The sequence below is a fragment of the Corallococcus sp. CA053C genome, assembly GCF_003611675.1.
GTDB lineage: Bacteria > Myxococcota > Myxococcia > Myxococcales > Myxococcaceae > Corallococcus.
The window spans coordinates 1-21,473 of record NZ_RAWA01000131.1 but is presented as its reverse complement, the minus strand read 5'-3'; the positions used below and the strand labels follow the sequence as shown (position 1 = coordinate 21,473).

Genomic DNA, 21,473 nt, shown 5'->3' with positions numbered 1-21,473 from the left:
GGTGGTGGCCGCTGGAGTTGCCGCCGCCCGAAGGACGCCCACCGCCGGAGCTGCCGCCACCCCAACCGCCGCTGCCGCCACCGCCCTGCTGGTGGTGACCGCTGGAGTTGCCGCCGCCCGAAGGACGCCCGCCGCCGGAGTTGCCGCCGCCCCAACCGCCGCTCGACTCGTGGTAGCCGCCATTGCGACCGTTGCCCCGGCCGCCGTTGTACGGGGAGTAGCGCGGACCGGGTGACGCCGGGTGCGAACGCGGCCCGTAGTAGTTCGACCGCCCTCCGTACCCGTACGAGCTCGACCGGTGGTAGCCGCCCGGGTGATAGCGGTGGTGGCCGTAGCCGTAGTAGCGCCACGACACGCCCGGGTACCGGTACCAGGTGCGCAGGAACGGATTCGGGCGGCCGAACGAGAAGGCGATGCTCGCGTGGCGGTACACGGGGACGATGATCCGGACCGAGCCGTACGTCGTCCAACCGCCGCCGACGAATACGTAGGAAGGCCCGCGGCGCACCCACCGCGGCGACACGAACACGAAGCCCGGACGCGGCGGCTCCATCCAGGAGCCTTCAACCCACTCGTAGCCGTTGACGCCCCAGTACCAGTAGCCCGGAGCCCACGTGTAGTCGGGGGCCGGCGCGGGGGGCTGCGCTTCGACGCGCAGGGCCGGAGGCGCCTGGGTCGCCGTCACGTCCTCGCTGGCGACCTCCACCGGAATCTCCACCTCGTCGGAGCCCTGCTTCGCCCAGCCGCCGGACACCCAGCGCCACACGTCGCCGTCCTCGGCCCAGTAGCCGTTGACGTACTGGTAGCCCGGCATGCGCTCCACCCAGCCGCCGGACTTGAACTGCCACTGGTCGCCGTCCCAGTACCAATGGCCGGACGTCCAGACGGCGCCGGCGAAGGGCCGGGCGCTCGGCGACTCGGCGGGCATGTCCGGGGGGGCGGTCGGCGCGACGGGCCCGTTGTCGTCCTCGTTGGACTGCTGCTCGACGTACGCATCATCTCCCCAGTCATCGGCGGCGACCGGCGCGGTCTGCGCGGACGCCCCCTGGGAGGCCAGGCCGACAATCAAACAGACCAACCATCGAGAACTCATGACTTCGTCTCCGATCTCCAGACCCCGGAGGGGACGCGGGCCTCCCCCTATTTATTCATCTTCCGGACCCGGGGCCGTACTCCCTTCCACCCCGACTGCTAGAGTCCGGACCGACGCGAATGCTGCGCCGACTCCTCCCGACATTGCTGGCCCTGGGGTGTGGACTGCTGGCCCTCGGCTGGGGGCTGGTGACGCTCCAGCGCATCTTCACCCAGGAGCGGGAGGACGCCCGCGCCCAGGTGCGCTCCCGGCGCGAGGCCCTGGAGCTGCTCGCGTCGGAGGCCCTGCGCACCGCGCTCGCCCAGCGGCTCAAGGCCCAGCTGCCCGCCCTGAACGCGGCCATGGGAGACCCCCTCCTCCCCGCCGAGGGCCTCTACCTCGTGTTCCGCGGCCACCAGTTCCTGCCGCGCGTGGACTGGCCCCGGGACGGGGATGAAATGCCCGCGAGGGCTGCCTACGAAGAGCTGGCGCAGGCGCTCGATGAAGGGACGGCTCCGGCCCCCTGGCAGGAGCGGCTGACGCGGCTGCGCGCGGTGGAATCAGCCCTGGCCACCGGCCGCGAGTCCCTCACGAACGCGGCGGTGGACGCGCTGCTGCGCTACCACGCGGCGCATCCGCTGCGGGCCGACCAGGAGCTGCCCTTCACGGTGCTGGTGGTGGAGCGCCTGCGGCAGGGGGACCTGACGCCGCCCCTCATCCGGGCGCTGGTGCGCGAAGGGCTCCCGGAGGAGCTGGGCGGCATGGACCGGGGCGCGGGCCTGCAGCGGGACCTGCTGCGCGCGAGGACGCGGCTCACCCGCGCGGACTTCGACTTCCTCCAGGCGCGCATCGTGGCGCTGAGCCAGGAGCTGTCGGAGCCCACCGACGCCTTCCAGGCCCGCGTGCGGGAGGCTGGCGCAGGAGCGCTGGTGATGCCCGACGCCCTGAAGGAGCCGTTCCTCGTGGGCGAGCAGTGGTACGTGGAGCCGGGGGCCGAACAGGTGCGCGGGCTCGCCGTGGACATGCGGAAGCTGCTCGCGGACCTGACGCAGGAGCTGCGGGCGCGCGAGCTGATCACGGCGGACGGAGACCTGCGGCTGCGGCCCGCGGGCGTGGTGCGGCTCCTGTCCGAGCCGGGGCTGGAGGTGGCCATGCCCGGGTGGGCCGCGGCGGAGGCGGACATCGAGGCGCGCTACGGCCTGAAGACGCTGCTGGTGGCGGCGTGCGGCGCGCTCGCGTCGGCCATCGCGGCGCTGGCGGTGGTGGCGCAGCAGCGCAAGTACCGCTTCGTGGAGCTCAAGAGCGACTTCGTCTCCACGGTGTCGCACGAGCTGCGCACGCCGCTCGCGTCCATCCGCCTGCTGGGCGAGACGCTGGAGCGAAGGCTGGGCAAGAGCCCCGAGGCCGGGGACTACCCCACCCGCATCGTGCGCGCGGCGGAGGGGCTCCACTTCCTCGTGGAGAACATCCTGTCCTTCAACCGCATCGACAAGGGGCGCTGGGCGCTGCGGACCTCGCGCGTGCGGCTGGAGGAGGCGGTGGGCACGCTGCGCGATGACCTGCTGGACGCCGTCCCGGTGCCGGTGGAGCTGCGCTCGGAGGTGGACGACGTGGAGCTGGACGCGGACGCGTCGCTCGTGCGGATGCTGTTCGCCAACCTGGGCCGCAACGCGTGCCTCTACAACCAGCGCAGCCCCGTGGTGCTCACCGTGCGCGCGTACCCGCAGCCGGGCTTCGGCGTCACGGTGCTCTTCAGCGACAACGGCATGGGCATCCCCCCGGAAGAATGGGAGCGCGTCTTCGACGACTTCTACCGACTGACGACGTCGGGCCCGGAGGTGCACGGAAGTGGCCTGGGGCTGGCGCTGTGCCGCAGAATCATGGGGCTGCACCAGGGCAGCATCCAGATCGCCTCCTCCAGCCCGGAGGGCACCACCTTCGCCCTGACCTTCTCCGAGCCGCGCCGATGACGACGACGTCCCCCACCACCCGCCCCTCCATCCTCATCGTCGAGGACGACGCCAACCTGCGCCTGGGCCTGCGCGACAACCTGCGCGACGAGGGCTACGACGTGACGGACGCCCCGTCCGCGAAGGAGGCCGGGCCGCACCTGCAGCAGCGCGCATTCGACCTGCTCATCCTGGACGTGATGCTGCCGGGCGAGGACGGCTACAGCTTCTGCCGCCGGCTCCGTGCGGAGGGCGTCAAGAGCATGGTGCTGATGCTCACCGCGCGCTCGCTGGAGGACGACCTGGTGCGCGGCTTCGAGGCCGGCGCGCAGGACTACCTCACCAAGCCGTACCGCCTGCGGGAATTGCTCGCGCGCGTGCGGGCGCTGGTGCGCAGGGCCGGCACGGCGCCGCCGCAGGTGATGACCTTCGGCGCCTTCACGCTGGACCTGGGCCGGCGCGCGGTGCTGCGCGCGGACGGCAGCGAGGTGGACCTGACGCGCACGGAGTTCGACCTGCTGGCCTTCCTCCTGCGCCACCGCGACCGCGCCCTGCCCCGAGGGGAGATCCTGGACGCGGTGTGGGGCCGCGACGTCATCGTGGATCCGCGCACGGTGGACAACTTCGTGTCGAACCTGAAGAAGAAGCTCGGGTGGACGAGCATCTCCGGCTTCACCATCCACACCCTGCGCGGCGTGGGCTACCGCATGGAGGTGCCGGGTGCCGGCCCGTCATGACGCAACCATGACGAAGGCATGGAGCCACGGCCGCCCTTCGGGGGTGGCGACTCCGTAGGTTGCTTCCTGTGGGGGCAGGACGCCTGGAGCGTCCATCCCAACCAGGAGGCAGGCAGATGTTTGAGTCGGTCATCGAACAGCGAGGGTTGCGCTCGGGACGGTTCGGCACGGGCGCATGGGTCTCCATCGGCGTGCACGCGGGGCTGCTGGGCCTGGTGGTCTTCATCTCCGGCCGGGTCCCCGAGACCGTCGAGCTGCCGGAGCCGGTGGTGACCTTCCGCCAGCCCGCCATCCGCAAGGGCGTGAAGCAGGCCACGCAGCCGACGCAGGCCGCCACCACCGCCCCGGTGAAGCCGCCCAAGCGCATCGACCGTATCCCCCGCGTCCCCCCGCCGATGACCACCACGCCCCCGGAGGTGACGCCGGATCCGACGCCCGAGCCGACCACGGTGGCGGACGCGACGAACACGGGCGAGACGGGCACGGGCTCCAACGAGCCGGTGGGAGACCCGGATGGGGATCCGAACAGCACGAGCCCCATCGGCGCCATCGGCGTGCCGAACATCCCGCAGGCCACCGGCACGGAGGTCCTTCCCTTCCTGGGAGGCATGACGCCACCGGTGATGGTGAGCGGCGCGGAGCTCAGCTACACGCGCCAGGCGCAGCTCGCGGGCGTGGAGGGCGTGGTCGTCGCGAAGTGCGTCATCACCGTGGAGGGCACCATGCGGGACTGCCGCATCATCAAGGGCCTTCCGTACATGGATGACGCCGTGCTGTCGGCGCTCCAGTCGCGCCGCTATCAGCCCATGACGTACCAGGGCCGTCCGGTGAACGTGGCGTACACGTTCAACATCAAGCTCCGGATGCCCCGGTAGACTGCGGGTGTCCGCCAGTGAAAGCGCATGGGTGCCTGCCTCCCCCGCCTGGGGGAAAAGGGTCGCGGCGGAAAGGCATGCCCGTTAGGAATGTCCTGTCGCGGCTGGCCATGTGCGCGACACCGGCACCGGTAGGCGCGGGCCTCCCCCGGCCCGCATCCGGTGCCGGTCCCTTTTTCCTGGGCGACGTTGGACACCTGGTACGACGCGGTGGTGGTGGGCGCGGGCTTCGGCGGACTGGCCACGGCGCTGGAGCTCTGTCGCAGGGGTGCCCGCGTGGCGCTGTGCGAGGCGCTCAACTATCCGGGCGGCTGTGCGAGCACCTTCCGTCGCGGAGGCTACGCCTTCGAGTCCGGAGCCACGCTGTTCTCCGGCTTCGATGCGCACCAACTCTTCGGCCGGTGGATCCGCGAGCACGCGCTGGACGTGACGGTGGAGCCGGTGGATCCGCTGGTGGAGCTTCGCGCCCCGGGGTTGCGGCTGCCCGTGCACCGGGACCGCGCGCGTTTCATCGGTGAAATCCGCGCGCTGCCGGGTGCGCCCGTGGAAGCCATTGAGCGCTTCTTCGAGACCCAGGCACGGGTGGCCGGAGTCCTGTGGCCGCTGTTCGATGATCCGGACCTGTTGCCGCCGTTGAACCTGCGGTCCCTGCTGCGGCACGCGGGGCGCGCGTGGACGTATGCGCCGCTGGCGCGCTGGTTGGGACGTCCGCTGGGGGCGGTGGTCGCGCACCACGGACTGGAGCACTTCACGCCGCTGCGCACCTACCTGGATGCGCTCTGTCAGATCACCGTGCAGTGCTCCGCCGCGGAGGCGGAGGCGCCGTTCGCGCTCGCGGCGATGGACTACTACTGGCGCGGCACGGGGCACGTGCGGGGCGGCATCGGCCAGCTGGCGAAGGCGCTCACGGGGGCCATCACGGCCCGGGGCGGCGACGTGCTGCTGGCCAACCAGGTGCGCGCGGTGACCCCCGTGGAGGGCGGCTGGAAGGTGACGGCGCGGAGGGGTGAGCTGCGCGCGCGGCACGTCGTGGCCAACACGCTGCCGCAGGGGCTGCGCTCGCTGCTCGACGCGCCCGTGGGACGCCTTCCCCGCGTGGACGCGCTCGCGGAGCGTGTGAATGAGGGCTGGGGCGCGGCGATGCTGTACCTCGTGGTGCGTCCGCCCGAAGGCGACTCCGGCAGCGCGCGCCACCTCGAGCTGGTGCGAGATCCGGCCCAAACCTTCACCGAGGGCAATCACCTGTTCGCATCCGTGAGCGGCGTGACGGATGAAGGCCGCGCAAGGCCGGGACAGCGCACGGTGACGGTGTCCACGCACGTGCCGCTGAAGAAGCTCGCGGACCTGTCGCCGGAAGCGCAGGGGCCCTACTTCGCCCAGCTGCATGCGCGGATGCGCGAGGGCTTGGAGGAGCTGGCGCCGGAGTGGATGGGCCAGGTGGTGCATGCCATGACGGCCTCTCCGCGCACGTTCCAGCGCTTCACGCTGCGCGAGGCAGGCGCGGTGGGCGGCGTCCCTCGGCGCGCGGGGCTGGGCAACTACCGCACGCTGGGCCCGTTCCAGGCGGACCGGGGCCTGTGGCTGGTGGGGGACTCAGTGTTCCCGGGCCAGAGCACCCTGGCCACGGCGGTGGGCGGCGTGCGCACGGCGGCGAGCATCGCGTCGGCGCGCTGAGGCATCAGCTCACGTGTGAGCGGCCCGCCGATGCCCCGGTGCGCCGCGCGGCTCGTGCGAAACGGCACGTTCAAAGATGCCAGGCCGCGCGAGTGCAACAGGACGCGCGCCTTTCGCATCACATCCGGAGACAGCTCACCCCATCGCCGCGGTGTCGCCCGCGCTCGGGGGCATCGTGCGCGCGGTCGCTGCCAGCTCCGCGAGGATGCGCACCGCCTCCCGTGCGGCGTCTTCCGGCTGCACGCTGGTGTCCGAGATGCCGGCGATGAGCCTCGTGCGATCGTGGTCCACCGCCCCCTTCTTCGCCCACGTGCTCGCGGAGGGCACCGTGAGGTACGCGGAATAGGCATGGTGCCCGGAGCCGGGACGCTCGCCAATCACATGCACCAGGGCGCACGGTCGCGCGTCCTCCTCGTCACCGAACAGCAGGCGTCCCACCTGATAGCCCGCGCGCACCCGGCCGTGCTTCACCACCAGCACCTCCGGGGCCACGCGCCAGCCCTGCGCGTCCAGCTCTGCGCGCAGCGTGTCCAGGAACGGCGCCAGGTGTCCCGCGTCCATCAGCGAGCGCGGATCCAACCCGTCCGACACGACGAGCTGCGCGTCGTACTTCCCTCCATGCCGCTCGCGCAGCGCACGCACCGTCGCCTCCGACGCGGCCTCCAGTGACTCGCCCGAAGGCGGATGCAGGATGTAGTCGCGCCGGTCTTCCGAGCACGTCCGCAGCCGCACCGCTCCGGGCAGGGACTCCACCGTCGCCTCGGACAGCTCCGACCAGAGGCCCACCTTGGCGTCCTCGTACAGGCTCCGCAGGTCCTGCTCCAGCGCGGGCTCCAGCGTCCACGGCGTCTCGCCATGCCCCACCGCCAGCGGCACGCCCCGGGCACGCACCCGCGCCATCTGCGCATCGGCCTCCGCTCGCAGCTCCGCCTCCGTGCGCGTGTCGCCCTTGTGTCGGCGGTAGTGCACGTAGACGTGGCGAGGGTCGCCGAAGTGCTTCGTGGGCCGGCCTTCCGCGTCGATGACACCCAGGCGCTGGAAGAAGGCCCACATCCGGTCATCCACCTTCAGGCCGTACCGCTCGCGCAGCCGCACGTGGTCCTGGAAGGACGTGGTGAGGTAGCTGAGCATCGGATCATTCCGCGTGGGCAGCGCCATCAGGTACGCGGGGCCCGCTTCGGCGAGCTGCTCCTGGCACCAGCCCAGGTCATCCAGCGTCACGTCCATGTGCAGCGTGGAGCACACGTCCAGTCCCAGCGTGAGGCCGTGCAGCTTGCCCATCACGATGTCTTCCAGGCAGCAGCGCACCAGTTGCTCGCGCGTGCGGAACACTTCCGGCCCGATGAAGCCCGCCACATCGTTGACGTGCACCCACGGCGCCGCGTCCCGCCCCGCACCGGCCTGCGCCACGGCGACCCGGCGCTTGAGGGCCCGCGCGAAGCCGTACTTGCGCGACTCGTGGATGAGCATGTCCGTGCCGTGGTGATGCCCGTTCGTCGCGTCCGCGCCCTGCCCCGTCTCGAAGTACAGGCCCCACGGGCCGGTGCGAGCCGCCGCGTGCGCCACCATCTTCTCCAGCGTCACGTCGAAGGTGCGGTTGGCCGCTTCGTTCCCACCGAGGCTCTGGAACCAGATGCCCGTGGTGCCCGGCTGAGCCGCCTCCACCTGCGCCTGCACGTCGATGTGCGCGAGCACGCAGTGGGGCATCACGTCCGTCAAACCAAACGTCACCAGTACGTCGTGCAGCGCCGCCTCCACCGCGGCCACCGACGCGACGTCCGACGACACCGGGTTGGTGCCCAGCACCACGTCCCCCACCGCGAAGGCCCACCCGTTGAAGACCTGCCAGCGGATGTCCTCCGGGTGATCCGTGGGCGAGTTGGGCTGCAAGCGCGCGCCCAGGTAGCCCCGCGCCCCCACGCAGCTGCCCGGCAGCGGATGGAAGATGCGTCCACCCACGGCCTTCAGCTCCGCGTCGCTCATCAGCTTCACCACGCACGCGATGACATCGCTGGGCAGTCCGTCGAGCGTGTCGTGCACGACCGCCTCGTCCGCGGTGAGCAGGAAGTCCTTGAGCTGCCCCAGCGTCCAGTCCGCCACGCGCCGCCAGCGCGCCGCATCCCACGCCTCCAGGCTGAAGATGTGCAGCCGGTCCTCGAAGGGCGGATGCGCGTGCACGTCACTCAGGCGCGTGCGCGACAGCAGCGCGCGGGCCCGCTGCCGCGAGTCCTCGTCCGCCGCCGCGACACCGATGGCCGCGTCGCCCTCCTTGAACGCATTCGCCGCGCCCAGGACCTGCTGATACAGGCGCGCATCGAAGGCACCGTGAAGCCGTTGCACGAAGTCCAGCACGTCTTCGTCGGGGAGGACGTCGGGGAGACGGACGCTCATGGGGTCCCAGTTTTTACCGGCGCCCCCGCCGCGCCACCATCCCCCCAGCGTGCTGTCGCCTGGGCGACGCCTGGACGCTTGTTCTCGCGGAAAGCTTGCTGCTGCAATCGTCAGCGAAGGACCTCAACCGCCGTCCGCGCGAGGTGCGCAGCCGGGAGGTGGACGCCATGCGCTGAGTGCCTCCACGCGAGCGTCCTGCACACCGGCGACACCGTTCGGTGCATCCAGTCCGTGCACGGCGGGTTCGCGCGTGAAGTCGAGCAGCGCGGACGGCACGGGCCTCGCCGGGCAGCCCTCCTGGAAGGTGGCCTCCGCTGCTTCCAGGAGCTCGTTCACGAAGTCCTCTCCGACGTTCCAGGACCACGGGTAGGTCCACGTGCCCGACCAGGGCTCGGCGCCTCCTGGTGGAAACCAGCGCCAGCCCAGCTGCGTCTGGCCCGAGGAGCCCCCGAAGCTTCCACCGATGACCCCTCCTTCGTGGTCGGTCCGGGGCAATTCGATGCGGAAGCCCTTCGGCACGGCGACGCGCAGGGCCTCCACCTGCACGTCGGCCCGCACCTCCGGCGCCAGCAGCATCATCCACGTCAACTCCCGCAGCCGCGTCGGATCCATGCGCCCCGCCATCACCTCGGAGCGGCGCGCGGCATCCGTGCTCGCGCCGTCCACGGTGCCCCCGGTTCTCAGCGCGAGCTGTGAGCAACTGCTCGACCGGTACGCTGTTCCGGTTCCCAGGTGATACGCGTCGAGCTGATCACAGAAGGCGTAGTGCCCCCGCCGGCCCCGCACCACCAGCCAGCCGTCCATCGGTGCGCGGATGCGTCCCAGGGGCAGCACGGACTGGAGCGGCCTTGTTCCAGGAGCTTCGGCCAGGCACTTGCGCCACGTCCGGTAGCGCGCCCCGGGAGACTTCTTCCGGGCGCGCGCCTCGCAGTCCGGTGGACGGGGGCGATCCGCCACGGACTCACGCGGCTTGCCATGGCGCAGGTACTCGGGACGAAAGGCCTGATCCGCCCGCGCTCGCCAGGGCTCGGTCTCCACGCCGCACGCATCGGCCTTCGCCGGACACAGCAGCGCCTCCAGCCGGTGTCCCTTCGAGTGCTCGCGCGTCAGGACTTCGCGGAGCTCGGGCGGGATCACCACCGTGTGGGGACCGGGACGTCCGAGCTCCAGCTGGGACGCGAAGTAATCCTTCCCGCCGTCGCGCCACCACGCCTTCAACGCGAGCCCGGACACGGCCTCGTCTTCCATGAGGGACTGCCCACCGACCTCTTCGCGGGCCAGCGCGAAGCAGCGCAGGTCCAGCAGCGCGGTCATCGCCGGCAGCACCGGGGCCACCGTGCCGTCCTCCGCGAGGTCCTGAATTTGCTGGTCGAACGCGGCCAGTCCGTCACGCGCCTCGGTCCACGCGGGCGTGTCCGGGGCACACGGAACGATGCGTGCCACGGGCGAAGGCGCGGCCGTCAACAGCCAGCCGAGCCCGACCGACACCACGAGGGACATGGACATGCCCCCATGGCACCTGCTCACGTCACCGCACGTCAAGCCATCGACGCGCGCGGAGGCTCGAAACTGCTACTCGCTCAGCAGTCCGGCCCAGAAGCGCACCAGTCGCAGCGCCTCCATGGCATCGACCTCGTGGTCCATCTCCGCGTGCGTGATGAGCGGCGTGGCGCGCAGGTGCACGCGCGTGAAGGGCTCCAGCGCGCGCGCCAGCAGCGTGGATTCGATGGCGGGGATGACGGAGTCGTCCACCCCGTGCAACAGGTACACCGGCGCGTGCGGCGGGGGCGAACGCTCCGGCGACAGCGACGGGTCTCCCGCGAAGTCCTTCACGAGCGGCAGCAACCGCGCCCCCAGCGCGGACACGTCACGTGTATTCACCAGGTGCAACAGTGTTGCGGCGGGCTCGGGAAGCGCCGCCTCCTGCTTGCGCGCCTCCTCGAAGGTGGCCGCCGCCTGCTTCCCGTCCACCAGCGTCAGGTGCGAGGCGCGCAGGAAGGTGCGGACGCCCGTGCGCAGCGGCTCCACCTGCTCCGGAGGCACCAACCGATCCGCGACGCTCAGCAGGATGACGACCACGCCGTAGTCATGCGGCTTGCGGTGCACCCCGTCCGCCTGGACACCCGTGCACAGGAAGGACAGCACGCGCGACAGCTCGCCGTGCCCACCGAAGGACAGCACCGCGGCCACGTGGTCGCGCAGCGAAGGCCGCCCCGCCGCGACGACAGACAGTCCTCCCGAGAAGCTGATGCCGAACAGGTCCAGCTTCCCCTCGGGAACAAGTGCTGGCTGGCCCAGCGCCCAGAGGGCCGCGTCCTCGATGACGTCCGTGATGCGCGGGGTGATCTCGTAGCGCAGCAGGTCCTGCGGCTCCGGCGTGAGCACCGGGTAACCTCCCGTGGCCAGGTCCCCCGCGAGCTTCACCAGCCGTGGCTCATCGATGCCCGCCGCGTGCACGCCCGAGGTGAGCATGATGAGCCGGCCCTGTCGCTCCGCGGGCTGGTAGAGGCGTGCGCGCACCGGGCCGTGGCGCGTGGGCACGCTCAGCTCGTTCACCGTGAAGGGCCCCGTGTCGAAGCGGGCCAGGGCTTCGGCCGCCGTCCCGTGGAGGCCCGCCGCGCGCAGCATGAAGGACAGCCCTCGCAGCTCCGGAGGCAGCAGGACGAGCCCCGAGAGCAGCAGCGCCGACAGCGCGGCCGTGAGCGTCCAGCGGGTGCGGCGCTTCATTGCATCAGGGTTTCGACGAAGGTGCACAGCTGGTCGCGCTCGAAGGGCTTCTCCAGCAGCTCCTTCGCGCGGCGTCCCACGAACTCACGGGCCTGGGGGTTCACCCCGCCCGTCATGAGGCCGGTGCGCGGCGCCAGCTCCGGCGCCAGTCGCTCCAGCTCCACCAGGAAGTCCATGCCACTCATGCCCGGCATCATCAGGTCGCAGAGGATGGCATCGAAGCGCTCGCCGTGCGACAGCCGCTTCAGGGCCTCGCGCGCGTCCTGGATGACGTGCACTTCGTAGAGGTTGCGCAGCAGGCGGCTCACCGCGCTGCCCACCGCCGGCTCGTCATCGATGAGCAACAGCCGCTTCAAGTTCCGCGTCGCGCGGGTCGCCTGCGCTGGCGCGGCCACCGTCGTCGGGGCCGCCACGGGGGCCGCTTCCGCCGGGGGGACGGCCACCTCCGCCTGCGCCGCGAGCGCCGGCAGCTCCACGCGGAAGAGGCTGCCCTGGCCCTGCTCGCTGGCCACCTCGATGTGACCGCCCATCGCATGCACCAGCGTGAGGCAGATGGACAGGCCCAGGCCGGTGCCGCCCCGGGGCGCGCGCGTGGTGAAGAAGGGGTCGAAGATGCGCTGGCGCACCTCCATGGCCATGCCCTGGCCGTTGTCCTCCACCTCGATGAGGACGTGCCCTTCCCGCCCCGGGCGCACGCGCACCCGCACCGCGTTCTCCTCCACCGGCCGGTCACCGAAGGCCTGGAGCGCGTTCATGAGCAGGTGCGTGACCACCTGTCCCAGCCGGCCCTCGTTGCCGTGCACCGCGGCCACCGGCTCCAGCTCACACGTCAGGCGCGCGCGGTGCTGGACCTCGTCGCGCATCAGCTTGAGCGCGCCGTCCACCGCGCGCTGCACGTCCACCGGGCCGTGACTCTCCTCCTCCGCGCGGGAGAAGGTCCGCAGGTCGCGCACGATGGAGCGCACGCGCCCGGCGCCCTCCAGCGCTTCGGCCACCACCTGCCGCAGCTCCTCCAACTGCTCCACGGGCACCACCGGCTGCGCCACGCGCTCCCAGAGGTAGGCCAGGTTGGAGGTGACGTAGGAGAGCGGATTGTTGATCTCATGCGCGACGCCCGCCGCCAGCGTGCCCACGGACGTCATCCGCTCCGCCAGCCGCCGCTGCGTCTCCAGGCGGGTGCGCTCGGTGACGTCGCGCAGGAGCCCCACGAGGAAGCGCTCGCCGCTGGGCACCGCGTACGCGGCCCGCTGCGTGATGACCTCGAAGGAGCGGCCCCGCAGGTCGGTGAAGGTGACCTCGTCCTCCACGGTCTGCCCGGTGGTGAAGGCGCGCTCGTCCTGGCGCCAGGACAGCTCCGCCTCATGCGCGGGCACGATGGCGTAGGAGGACTGGTTGCGCAGCGCTTCGGCGGGCTGCCCCAACAGGCGACAGAAGGCGCTGTTCGTCACCACGAAGCGGTGCTCGCGGTTCTTGATGAACAGCGGCTCCGGCACCGCGTCCAGCGCGCCCTGGAGCATGTCCCGCGTGCGCCGGAGCGCGAGCGCGTCCTCGTCCGCCGAGCGCCGCAGCAGCGCCGCGAGCCTCGGGCCCCAGCGCGTGCCGGGCGGCGCGACACACTCGTCCGCGCCCGCTTCGACCAGGGCCTCGGCTTCCGCGCCGTCGCGCGACGTCAGCACCACCAGCCACGTGCGCGAGGGCACCCGCCGCGCGTGCATCCCCTGACAGCGCGCCTTCACGGCCTCCAGCGGACCGCCGTGGTCCCACAGCACGAGCAGCCCCTCGGGCAAGGGCTCCGGGGCCACGTCGACACGGAGCACCCGGCACGCGCGTCCGGCGGCCGTGGCGCTCAAGTCGCGCTCCACGTCCTGGGCCACCGGGGCTGGAACCGCCACCAGCATTGCGTGCACTGCGTTGCTCCTCACACCCCGCGGTCCGGTCCGTATGACCCGCGCCGCTGGAATTGCATTGCAGCCTTGACTGAGCCGACGCGTCAACGCGGGGTCGCGCGGACTGCCGTTAGCCCATTTCGAGGTCCCAGGGGACTCAGATTTGCAGGGAGGCCCGCGCGACGACGCGAGGTCCCACCTTGCACGATGACAGAAGCGAACACCGCGCGCAGTGCTGGGGCAGCGTCTTCGCGGGACAGGCCCCGCTCATCCCGTAGTGGCACAAAGCAAAGTCATAGCGGACCGGATCCGCGGGATCCAACACGCGCAGGGATGCCGTGACTTCCTCGGCGGTGCGCCACGTGAGGTCCGTGCGGCGCGTCAGCCCCAGGTGCAGCGCCATGCGGCCGATGTGGGTATCCAGTGGAACGAGCAGCACGGACGCGGGCACCTGCTTCCAGATGCCGAAGTCCACCGCGTCCGGGCCCCGCACCATCCAGCGCAGGTAGAGGTTGAGGCGCTTCGCCGCGCCCGGCCCCAGGGGCGAGGGCAGCAGGTGGTGCAGGCCGCGCTCCGGGCCCAGCGCCTCGCGCAGCGCCGCCATGGGGATGTCACGCAGGGCGGCGGTGAAGGCCGCGAGCGCGCCGTGCAGCGTGCCACTCGCCTTCCAGCCCTGGACGAAGAGCGCCTCCAGGCTGCCGTGCTCGCGCAGCGCGCGGCCCATGCCCAGCAGCAGCACGGCCAGGTCGGTGCCCACGTTGAAGCGGTACACGAAGCCCGTCAGCAGCTCCCGGGCGCCCGCCACGTCCAGCGCGCGCACGAAGGCCGCGGGGGACGGGCCCATGCGCTGAAGCAGGGCGTGCACCTTCGGACGGAAGAGGTCCGCGCGCCCGTAGGCCAGCGCCGCCGCGAGCAGCGCGCTGACCTCCACGTCGCGCGGGTCCTGGTAGCGATGGGGGAACTCCACCGGGTCGAACCCGATGCGGGCCCGGGCGTCGGTGGACGCCATGAAGGCCTCCAGGCGGGGCCTCAACCGCTCGGCCGCCTGGGCGCTCAGTCCGGTGTGCGCGACCCGGCGCTTCGTCATCGCTGGCCCTCCCCCGTCGCTCGCATGCGTCCCTTCTCTAACGGGTGAGCTCGCGCACCGCGTGGCCGAGTTCCGGGAGGATGAGCGCGTCCAGGGCCAGCCGCACCGCCTGCGGCGAGCCGGGCAGCGCGAAGAGGATCATCCCCTGGTACGTGCCCGCCGTGGCGCGCGACATCAGCGCGGGGCTGCCGATCTGCTGGTACGACAGCATCCGGAACAGCTCACCGAAGCCAGGCAGCTCCTTCTCGAACAGCGCGCGCAGCGTCTCCACCGTGCAGTCGCGCCGGCCAATGCCCGTGCCGCCGGTGAAGAGCACCGCGCGGGCCCCCGCCGCCTGCGCCTGCGCGAGCGCGCCCCGGATGGCCTCCGGATCATCCTTCACCACGGTGTGCCCGGCGACGGTGTGCCCCGCCGCGGACAGCCCTTCCCGCAGGTCCCTGCCGCTGCCGTCGTGCGCCGCGTCCCGGCTGTCCGAGCACGTCACCACGAACGCGCTGACGTGCACCGGCGCCCGCGCCTTGTGCTCCGCCGCCACCGCCGAGCCCTCGGGCCCATGCGAGTGGCCATGCTCATGCGAGTGCCCGTGCTCATGACCGTGTTCGTGGCCATGCGAGTGCCCGTGCTCATGACCGTGCGCGTGGTCATGCGAGTGCCCGTGTTCGTGCGAGTGGGAATGCGAGTGGCCATGACCGTGCTCGGGGTCATGGTCGTGATCATGTCCGTCGTGTCCCATGGTGGACGCTCCTGGTGGCGGTGGTGGCGGGCGGCGCGGGAAGGCTCAGGCGTCGGGCAGGTCGACGACGAGCGCGCCGTCCTCGACCGCGAGTTGCACCGTCGGCTGGTCATCACAGACGCCGGGCGAGGTGACGTTCTGTCCGGTGTCCATGTCGAAGCCGACTTCGTGGCAGGGGCAGACGACCGTGTTGTCCTCGATGCGTCCGCCCGACAGCAGACACCCGGCGTGGTTGCACCAGTCATCGAGGCCCTTGTAACGGCCGTGGATCTTCGCGATGCAGACGTTGCGCTTGCCGACTTCGTAGCCGCGCATCTCCCTCTCGGCGAAGTCCGCGGGCCCCAGCTTTATCTTCGTCATTGCGTTCCTTTTCGCGTTCCTTTTCCCACAACCCGTGCGGGCCTGCACCCCCGTTCCCCCGTCATTAATCTTCCGACCGTGACTTCCGACGTGACACCCTCCAACGCCGTGCTCACCGACAAGGCGGCCGTCGCCCAGGTCCTCCGGGACATGTCCCTGCTGCTCCAACTCCAGGGTGAGAGCGGCTTCCGCGTCCGCGCCTACGACATCGCCGCGGACCGCATCGCGAACCTCCCCCAGGACCTGGGCGCCGTCGTCACCCAGGGCCGCCTGCAGGACCTCCAGGGCATCGGCCCGGGGCTCGCCGAGAAGCTCACCGAGCTGGTGACCACCGGCCGCCTGGGCGCCTTCGAGGAGCTGAAGGCCCGCTTCCCCGCCGGCCTCCTGGAGTTGATGAAGCTGCCGGACGTGGGCCCGAAGAAGGTGGCCGTGCTCTGGAGCGAGCTCCAGGTGGGGAGCGTGGAAGCGCTGGAAGCCGCCTGCCGCGATGGCCGCGTGCGCGAGCTCAAGGGCTTTGGGGCGAAGAGCGAGACGAAGCTCCTGGACGGCATCGCGGTGTACCGGCGCGCGAAGGGCGAGCGGAAGCTGTTGGGGGACGCGCTGCCCATCGCGGAGGAGCTGCTGGCGCGGATCCGCGCGGCGCCGGGCGTGGTGCGCGCGAGCCTGGGCGGCAGCGTGCGCCGTCGCGCGGAGACGGTGTCCGACGTGGACCTCATCGCCTCCGCGAAGGACGCGGGGCCGGTGCTGGACACGCTCGCCAACGCGCCGGGCGTGGCGACGGTGCTGGGCAAGGGCGACAGCAAGTGTTCGGTGCGGATGACACAGGGCGATCTCCAGGTGGACCTGCGCGTGCTGCCGGACGAGGACTTCGCCACCGCGCTGCACCACTTCACCGGCTCCAAGGGCCACCACATCCGGCTGCGCAACCTGGGGCACGAGAAGGGCCTGAAGATCTCCGAGTGGGGCGTGCACCGCGAGGACGGCACCAAGCTGCCCGTCCCGGATGAAGCCACGCTGTACCGGCTGCTGGGCATGCAGGAGGTGCCGCCGGAGCTGCGCGAGGACTCGGGCGAGGTGGAGGCGGCGCTGGCGGGGAAGCTGCCCGAGGACCTGGTGACGCTGGAGGACGTGCAGGGCGCGGTGCATGCGCACAGCACATGGTCCGACGGCCGCAACTCGCTGGAGGAGATGGCGCGGGCGGCGCAGGCGCTGGGGCTCAAGTACCTCACCGTCACCGAGCACAGCGAGGCGGCCATCCACGCGGGCGGCCTCAAGGTGGACGACCTCAAGCGGCAGTGGGAGGAGATCGACCGCGTGAACGAGGCGGTGCCCGGCCTGCGGCTGCTCAAGGGCATCGAGGTGGACATCCTGGAGACGGGCGCGCTGGACTACGCGGACAGCGTGCTGGAGCAGCTGGAGATCGTCATCGCCTCCATCCACGTGCGCCACTCCCTGGACGAGGACCAGATGACGCGCCGGGTGCTGGCCGCGCTGGACAACCCGCACATGCACGTCCTGGGGCATCCCACCGGCCGCCTCATCCAGAGCCGCGACCCGTACCCCCTGCGCATGGAGGAGGTGCTGGAGCGCGCCGCCGAACGGGGCAAGGCGGTGGAGGTCAACGGCAAGCCGCAGCGGCTGGACCTCAAGGCCGAGTACGTCCGGATGGCCGTGTCACGCGGGGTGAAGCTGGTGGTGAGCTGCGACGCGCACCGGCAGGAGGACCTGCGAAACCTCTCCTTCGCGGTGGACAATGCCCGCCGGGGCTGGGCCCGCAAGAAGGACATCCTCAACACCCTGCCCGCAGCCAGCTTCCTCGCCGCCCTGCGACAGCGCTGATAGGCTCGCGGGCGCGCTGATGTTCCGCCCGCTCCCCTTCGCCCTCCTTCTCTGCTTCCTCCTGGCCGTCCCCTTCCGGGCCGGCGCGGAGGCCCGTCCGTCGCGCGCCGACCTCCAGCGCGTGCTGGAGCTGCACGCCCGCTCGTCGGTGCGCGTGCGCGGCCCCCAGCACGCGGGCCCCGGCATCATCGTGGGCGCGGACGGTCAGGTGCTCACCGCCGTGGCGCACGTGGGGCCCCAGTCCGCCCAGGTGGAGCACGCGGGCAATGCGCTGACGGCGCGCGTGGTGCTGTCCAGCACGGTGCTCCAGGTCGCGGTGGTGGCGGGGCCCCAGGGCACGTGGCCCGCGGCGCCGGTGCGGCTGGTGCCGGAGGGGCTCGCGGGCCGCTGGGTGGTGGGCGTGCTGCCCGGGCGCAAGGGACAACGCGACAGGCCGCGCGCCACGGTGGCGAAGTCCGGGCCCGCGCCCTTCTTCGACGTGGACCTGACGCTCGCGCCGGGCAGCCCGCTGTACGACGGGGACGGGCGGCTGGTGGCCGTCGTCGTGGAGAAGCGCGGCAGGGGCGCTCGTGCGCTGCCGTTGAGCGCGGTGAAGGCGGAGCTCGCCTCGGCGGACGCACCATGAGCCGGCCCCCGGGGCCCCCGTTCCGGTTGAGCGCGGTGCAGGAGGCGGTGGGGCTCTGGGCCCTGGGCTTCCTGGGCATCGTCGTCTCGTTCGTGCTCGCGGGCGGCAGCAGCGTGCCCAAGCTGGTGGCCACGGTGGGCTTCCTCTACCTGCCACTCATCCCCATGCGCTGGCGCGACGAGGACTACCGCGACTACGGCCTCTCGCTGCGCGCGTGGAAGCAGGACGTGCGCCTGTTCGTCATCCTGTCGCTCATCGTGGGGCCGCTGTTCTTCGTGGGCTTCGCGGGCTTCGTGCAGGTGGTGCCGCACCTGCCGGCCACGCTCGCGCGCCACCTGACGCCCATCGTCGGCGAGGGCCACTTCCACCCGCGCCTGCCCCCGCGCTTCGGCGAGTGGATCATCGATCAGCTCTTCGTCGTGGCCCTGCCGGAGGAGTTCTTCTACCGGGGCTACGTGCAGGCCCGCCTGCGCGACGCGTGGCCCCAGGGGCGCGTGGTGCTGGGCGGACGGCTGGGCCGGGCGTTCTGGGTGACGGCGCTGCTCTTCGCGCTGGGCCACCTGGCCATCTTCCAGACCTGGCGGCTGGCGGTGTTCTTCCCCGCCCTGCTGTTCGGCTGGATGCGCGAGCGCACCGGCACCATCGTCGGCTGCGCCCTCTTCCACGCCGCGTGCAACCTCTACGTGCGCTTCCTGGAAGAGTCCTTCTTCGGCGGCCCGTGAGGCGGGCGCGAGGCCTGCATCAGCCCGGCGACAGGTGCCGGACCTGGAGGTCCGCGCCCACCGCCAGCGTGGTGCCGGGCGACAGTTCCACCCAGCCCTGCGTGCGGGTGACGTGGCTTGCCACCACCACCGTGCGGCGGCGCCGGTGCGCGGCCACCTCGGGATGCGCCTCCGGGGTGTTCGCGTCCACGCCGCACCGCGCGCACTCCGCGCTGCCCTCCAGGCGCGTGTAGTAGAGCGGGGCCTCGCCACAGCGCGTGGCCACGAGCACCGCGCCGTTGGTGGCCACCAGGTTGAGGGGCGGCGTGCGCACCCTTCCCGCTGCCACGAGCGCGGCCTCCACCTCCCGCACCGTCTCATGGAGGAGGCGGCCAGCGACCTCCGGCTCCAGGCGCGGATCATCCGTGCGGCCCAGGTTGCGCAGGCGCGTGAGGAACAGGGCGAAGAGCACCTCGCTGTCCGTGGAGCCCCGCACCTGCCGTTGCAGGTGTTCGGGCACTCGCTCCAGCAGTGACGCGCGCACGGTCGCGAAGTCCGGCAGCGGCCCCTGGTGGGCGAACAGCCAGTGGCGCGCCCGGAACGGCTGGGTGTTCTCCTCGGGCGACAGCCCGGGTGGCAGGCGGTCGGCGTGGAAGAGCACCGCTTCGGATTCGTGCGGTGGCCCCAGGTCATCCAGCGTGACGTCCGTGTCCGGCGACAGCCGGCGCAGGAGGACCTCTTCTTGAGCGTAGGAACCCACGCCCAGGGCGTTGGCCCGGGCCTCCGGACGCAAGACGACTTGCCAGGTGAGACGGTGCAACTCACACCGCAGGAGATTGGGATCCGATGACACCGCGGCGAGAATGGCGGACATTCGTACTACCCCCCTTCACCTCAAGGGATAAGTCGGCGGTGGACGTGATTCAGCGCCGCCCCCCTGCTCCCCTGCTCTGGCGCTAAGCCCTTGAAATAGCAGGCATTTGACCTGCCCTTGCATTGACACCTCACACCGTGGCGCCTAACCTCCGGCCGCTTCATGGCAGGTCCCCCCGAGAGGGAACCGGGGTGCAGGTCTTCACCGGAGATGGAATGGCGGACGACATCGCAATCGGCATCGACCTGGGCACGTCGTATTCGTGCGTGTCCGTCGTGCACGAGGGGCAGCCCACGGTCATCCCCAATGAGTGGGGCGAGACGACCCATGCCTCGTGCGTGTCCTTCCTGGAGGAAGGGTCCGTGCTGGTGGGCAACGCGGCGAAGAAGAACATCATCACCAGCCCCGAGACGACGGTGTACTCGGCCAAGCGGCTCATCGGCCGCTACTACTTCTCCGACGAGGTGAAGAAGGCGCAGGCGGTGATGCCGTACCGCATCGTCGAGGGCGAGAACAACTCGGTGCGCATCGGCGTGCGCGAGCGCAGCTACTCGCTGCCGGAGATTTCGGCGCTGGTGCTCAAGGAGATGAAGGCCGTCGCGGAGACGTACCTGGGCCGCGAGGTGACCAAGGCCGTCGTCACGGTGCCGGCGTACTTCAACGACAACCAGCGCCAGGCGACGAAGGACGCGGGCCGCATCGCGGGGCTGGAGGTGCTGCGCATCCTCAACGAGCCCACCGCCGCGGCGCTCGCGTACGGCTTCGGACGGGACGTGAACCAGCGCGTCGTCGTGTACGACCTGGGCGGCGGCACGTTCGACGTGTCCATCCTGGAGATTGGCAAGGACGTCTTCGAGGTGCTCGCGACGGCGGGCGACACGTACCTGGGCGGCGACGACTTCGACGACCGCATCATGACGTGGATGGCGGAGGACTTCCTCGCGCGCACGCGGTTGGACCTGCGGCAGAACAAGTACTGCCTGCAGATGCTCAAGGACGCGGCGGAGAAGGCGAAGATCGACGTGGGCCAGTTCGGCACGGCGGAGATCCTCTGCCAGGGCATCTGCCAGGACGCCAACGGCAACGTGATGGACCTGCGCAACACGCTCAACCAGGACCAGTTCAACCGGATGGTGATGGACCTGGTGCAGCGCACGTTCAAGGTCTGCGACGAGGCGCTGCAGAGCGCGCGGCTGACGGCGGCGGACATCGACGCGGTCATCCTGGTGGGCGGGCCCACGCGGCTGCCCATCATCCGCAACTCGGTGAAGCACTACTTCCAGAAAGAGCCGCTGGAGGGCATCAACCCGGATCAGGTCGTGGCCATGGGCGCCGCGCTCCAGTCGCACGCGCTCCTGGACAGCAAGACGGAGACGTTCCTGGTGGACGTCACGCCGCTGACGCTGCGGATTGGCACGGTGGGTGGGTACACCGAGAAGATCATCGACAAGAACACGCCGGTGCCCATCGACCGCTCGAAGACCTTCACCACCAGCCGCGACGGGCAGGAGAAGGTGAAGATCCGCGTGTACCAGGGCGAGTCCAACCGCGCGGAGGAGTGCGAGATGCTCGGCGAGTTCGAGTTCGCGGGCTTCCGCATCGGGTATCGCGGCGAGGTGAAGATCGAGGTGACGTTCGAGATCAACACGGACGGGCTGGTGAACGTGTCCGCGTGTGACGTGGAGACGGGCCAGAAGACGTCCACGTCGATCACGCTGTCCTCCGGCATGACGGAGGCGGACATCCAGCAGTCGATTCAAGCCAACCGCAACACGCGGCTCGCGGGCCACAACGGCAACGACATGCCCGCCGTGGCCTCCTAGGCACCGCCGATGTCCGAGCCCTCTGATCCCAACTCTGGCGCACCGCCAGGGCCCGCCGCGCCCGCGGCCCCCGCGCGTCCAGCGACGCCCGCGCTGCCCCGGTTGACCGCGGCCGTGCCC

At 71.3% G+C, this 21,473-nt stretch carries 17 protein-coding genes; 8 read left to right on the top strand and 9 right to left on the bottom strand.

Going from position 1 to position 21,473, the window contains the following annotated elements; all coding sequences use genetic code 11:
- Nucleotides 1-1,093 (bottom strand): YXWGXW repeat-containing protein (locus D7V97_RS18900; protein WP_120612047.1); only part of this gene is annotated, 1,093 nt, incomplete at its 3' end.
- A gap of 119 nt (nucleotides 1,094-1,212) precedes the next feature.
- Between D7V97_RS18900 and D7V97_RS18895 the strand changes: the two genes are divergently transcribed.
- From D7V97_RS18895 to D7V97_RS18880, 4 genes are all read left to right on the top strand, one after another.
- Complete coding sequence (locus D7V97_RS18895) at nucleotides 1,213-3,042, top strand: HAMP domain-containing sensor histidine kinase (protein ID WP_120612046.1); 1,830 nt, start codon at nucleotides 1,213-1,215, stop codon at nucleotides 3,040-3,042.
- Nucleotides 3,039-3,758, top strand: a complete 720-nt coding sequence (locus tag D7V97_RS18890; RefSeq protein ID WP_120612045.1) for a response regulator transcription factor — start codon at nucleotides 3,039-3,041, stop codon at nucleotides 3,756-3,758. Before D7V97_RS18895 ends, D7V97_RS18890 begins: the two co-directional genes overlap by 4 nt.
- A 116-nt stretch (nucleotides 3,759-3,874) precedes the next feature.
- Nucleotides 3,875-4,633, top strand: coding sequence for an energy transducer TonB (locus D7V97_RS18885; RefSeq protein ID WP_120612044.1), 759 nt, complete (start codon nucleotides 3,875-3,877; stop codon nucleotides 4,631-4,633).
- A gap of 162 nt (nucleotides 4,634-4,795) precedes the next feature.
- Entirely contained in the window at nucleotides 4,796-6,307 is a 1,512-nt protein-coding gene (locus tag D7V97_RS18880; RefSeq protein ID WP_233582963.1) for an NAD(P)/FAD-dependent oxidoreductase, read from the top strand.
- Nucleotides 6,308-6,442: 135 nt separating this feature from the next.
- Here D7V97_RS18880 and eutB read toward each other — a convergent pair whose 3' ends face one another.
- From eutB to D7V97_RS18845, 7 genes are all read right to left on the bottom strand, one after another.
- Nucleotides 6,443-8,698, bottom strand: coding sequence for an ethanolamine ammonia-lyase subunit EutB (eutB, locus tag D7V97_RS18875; protein ID WP_120612042.1), 2,256 nt, complete (start codon nucleotides 8,696-8,698; stop codon nucleotides 6,443-6,445).
- A 123-nt stretch (nucleotides 8,699-8,821) separates the two neighbouring features.
- A complete protein-coding gene (locus D7V97_RS18870; protein WP_120612041.1) occupies nucleotides 8,822-10,204 on the bottom strand; it encodes a hypothetical protein in 1,383 nt (460 codons plus the stop codon).
- A gap of 66 nt (nucleotides 10,205-10,270) precedes the next feature.
- The gene (locus D7V97_RS18865) at nucleotides 10,271-11,425 is read right to left on the bottom strand and encodes a hypothetical protein (RefSeq protein ID WP_120612040.1); all 1,155 of its coding nucleotides are present in this window, start codon (nucleotides 11,423-11,425) and stop codon (nucleotides 10,271-10,273) included.
- Nucleotides 11,422-13,323, bottom strand: coding sequence for a hybrid sensor histidine kinase/response regulator (locus D7V97_RS18860; RefSeq protein WP_120612039.1), 1,902 nt, complete (start codon nucleotides 13,321-13,323; stop codon nucleotides 11,422-11,424). Before D7V97_RS18860 ends, D7V97_RS18865 begins: the two co-directional genes overlap by 4 nt.
- 145 nt (nucleotides 13,324-13,468) lie before the next feature.
- On the bottom strand, nucleotides 13,469-14,398 hold the full coding sequence (locus tag D7V97_RS18855) for a TIGR02757 family protein (RefSeq protein WP_120612038.1): 930 nt from the start codon (nucleotides 14,396-14,398) through the stop codon (nucleotides 13,469-13,471).
- 37 nt (nucleotides 14,399-14,435) lie between these two features.
- The gene (locus D7V97_RS18850) at nucleotides 14,436-14,903 is read right to left on the bottom strand and encodes a molybdenum cofactor biosynthesis protein B (protein ID WP_199728856.1); all 468 of its coding nucleotides are present in this window, start codon (nucleotides 14,901-14,903) and stop codon (nucleotides 14,436-14,438) included.
- Between the two features lie 273 nt (nucleotides 14,904-15,176).
- Nucleotides 15,177-15,491: a Rieske 2Fe-2S domain-containing protein gene (locus D7V97_RS18845; RefSeq protein ID WP_120612036.1), complete on the bottom strand. Its 315-nt coding sequence runs from the start codon at nucleotides 15,489-15,491 to the stop codon at nucleotides 15,177-15,179.
- Between the two features lie 78 nt (nucleotides 15,492-15,569).
- On the opposite strand from D7V97_RS18845, the gene polX reads away from it, so the two are divergent.
- Genes polX through mrtX form a run of 3 tightly spaced genes read left to right on the top strand, consistent with a single transcriptional unit; the run spans nucleotide 15,570 to nucleotide 18,677 of the window.
- Entirely contained in the window at nucleotides 15,570-17,330 is a 1,761-nt protein-coding gene (polX, locus tag D7V97_RS18840; protein ID WP_120612035.1) for a DNA polymerase/3'-5' exonuclease PolX, read from the top strand.
- Between the two features lie 19 nt (nucleotides 17,331-17,349).
- A complete protein-coding gene (locus D7V97_RS18835; protein WP_120612034.1) occupies nucleotides 17,350-17,955 on the top strand; it encodes a serine protease in 606 nt (201 codons plus the stop codon).
- Nucleotides 17,952-18,677 carry a myxosortase MrtX gene (gene mrtX, locus D7V97_RS18830; RefSeq protein ID WP_120612033.1) on the top strand — a complete coding sequence of 242 codons (726 nt, stop codon included), beginning with the start codon at nucleotides 17,952-17,954 and terminating at the stop codon, nucleotides 18,675-18,677. The genes D7V97_RS18835 and mrtX overlap by 4 nt, the downstream gene beginning before the upstream one ends.
- A gap of 19 nt (nucleotides 18,678-18,696) precedes the next feature.
- Here the strand turns inward: mrtX and D7V97_RS18825 are convergent, their stop codons facing one another.
- Nucleotides 18,697-19,530: a class II glutamine amidotransferase gene (locus D7V97_RS18825; protein ID WP_120612032.1), complete on the bottom strand. Its 834-nt coding sequence runs from the start codon at nucleotides 19,528-19,530 to the stop codon at nucleotides 18,697-18,699.
- A 215-nt stretch (nucleotides 19,531-19,745) separates the two neighbouring features.
- Between D7V97_RS18825 and dnaK the strand changes: the two genes are divergently transcribed.
- Nucleotides 19,746-21,353, top strand: coding sequence for a molecular chaperone DnaK (gene dnaK, locus D7V97_RS18820; protein WP_120612031.1), 1,608 nt, complete (start codon nucleotides 19,746-19,748; stop codon nucleotides 21,351-21,353).
- Nucleotides 21,354-21,473 lie beyond the last annotated feature (120 nt).

What these genes read in the sequence shown, in the direction of transcription:
- D7V97_RS18895 (WP_120612046.1), top strand. Translation starts at nt 1,213, where the DNA reads ATGCTGCGCCGACTCCTCCCGACATTGCTGGCCCTGGGGTGTGGACTG.
- D7V97_RS18890 (WP_120612045.1), top strand. Translation starts at nt 3,039, where the DNA reads ATGACGACGACGTCCCCCACCACCCGCCCCTCCATCCTCATCGTCGAG.
- D7V97_RS18885 (WP_120612044.1), top strand. Translation starts at nt 3,875, where the DNA reads ATGTTTGAGTCGGTCATCGAACAGCGAGGGTTGCGCTCGGGACGGTTC.
- eutB (WP_120612042.1), bottom strand. Translation starts at nt 8,698, where the DNA reads ATGAGCGTCCGTCTCCCCGACGTCCTCCCCGACGAAGACGTGCTGGAC.
- D7V97_RS18870 (WP_120612041.1), bottom strand. Translation starts at nt 10,204, where the DNA reads ATGTCCATGTCCCTCGTGGTGTCGGTCGGGCTCGGCTGGCTGTTGACG.
- D7V97_RS18865 (WP_120612040.1), bottom strand. Translation starts at nt 11,425, where the DNA reads ATGAAGCGCCGCACCCGCTGGACGCTCACGGCCGCGCTGTCGGCGCTG.
- D7V97_RS18860 (WP_120612039.1), bottom strand. Translation starts at nt 13,323, where the DNA reads ATGCTGGTGGCGGTTCCAGCCCCGGTGGCCCAGGACGTGGAGCGCGAC.
- D7V97_RS18855 (WP_120612038.1), bottom strand. Translation starts at nt 14,398, where the DNA reads ATGACGAAGCGCCGGGTCGCGCACACCGGACTGAGCGCCCAGGCGGCC.
- D7V97_RS18845 (WP_120612036.1), bottom strand. Translation starts at nt 15,491, where the DNA reads ATGACGAAGATAAAGCTGGGGCCCGCGGACTTCGCCGAGAGGGAGATG.
- D7V97_RS18835 (WP_120612034.1), top strand. Translation starts at nt 17,350, where the DNA reads ATGTTCCGCCCGCTCCCCTTCGCCCTCCTTCTCTGCTTCCTCCTGGCC.
- mrtX (WP_120612033.1), top strand. Translation starts at nt 17,952, where the DNA reads ATGAGCCGGCCCCCGGGGCCCCCGTTCCGGTTGAGCGCGGTGCAGGAG.
- D7V97_RS18825 (WP_120612032.1), bottom strand. Translation starts at nt 19,530, where the DNA reads ATGTCCGCCATTCTCGCCGCGGTGTCATCGGATCCCAATCTCCTGCGG.
- dnaK (WP_120612031.1), top strand. Translation starts at nt 19,746, where the DNA reads ATGGCGGACGACATCGCAATCGGCATCGACCTGGGCACGTCGTATTCG.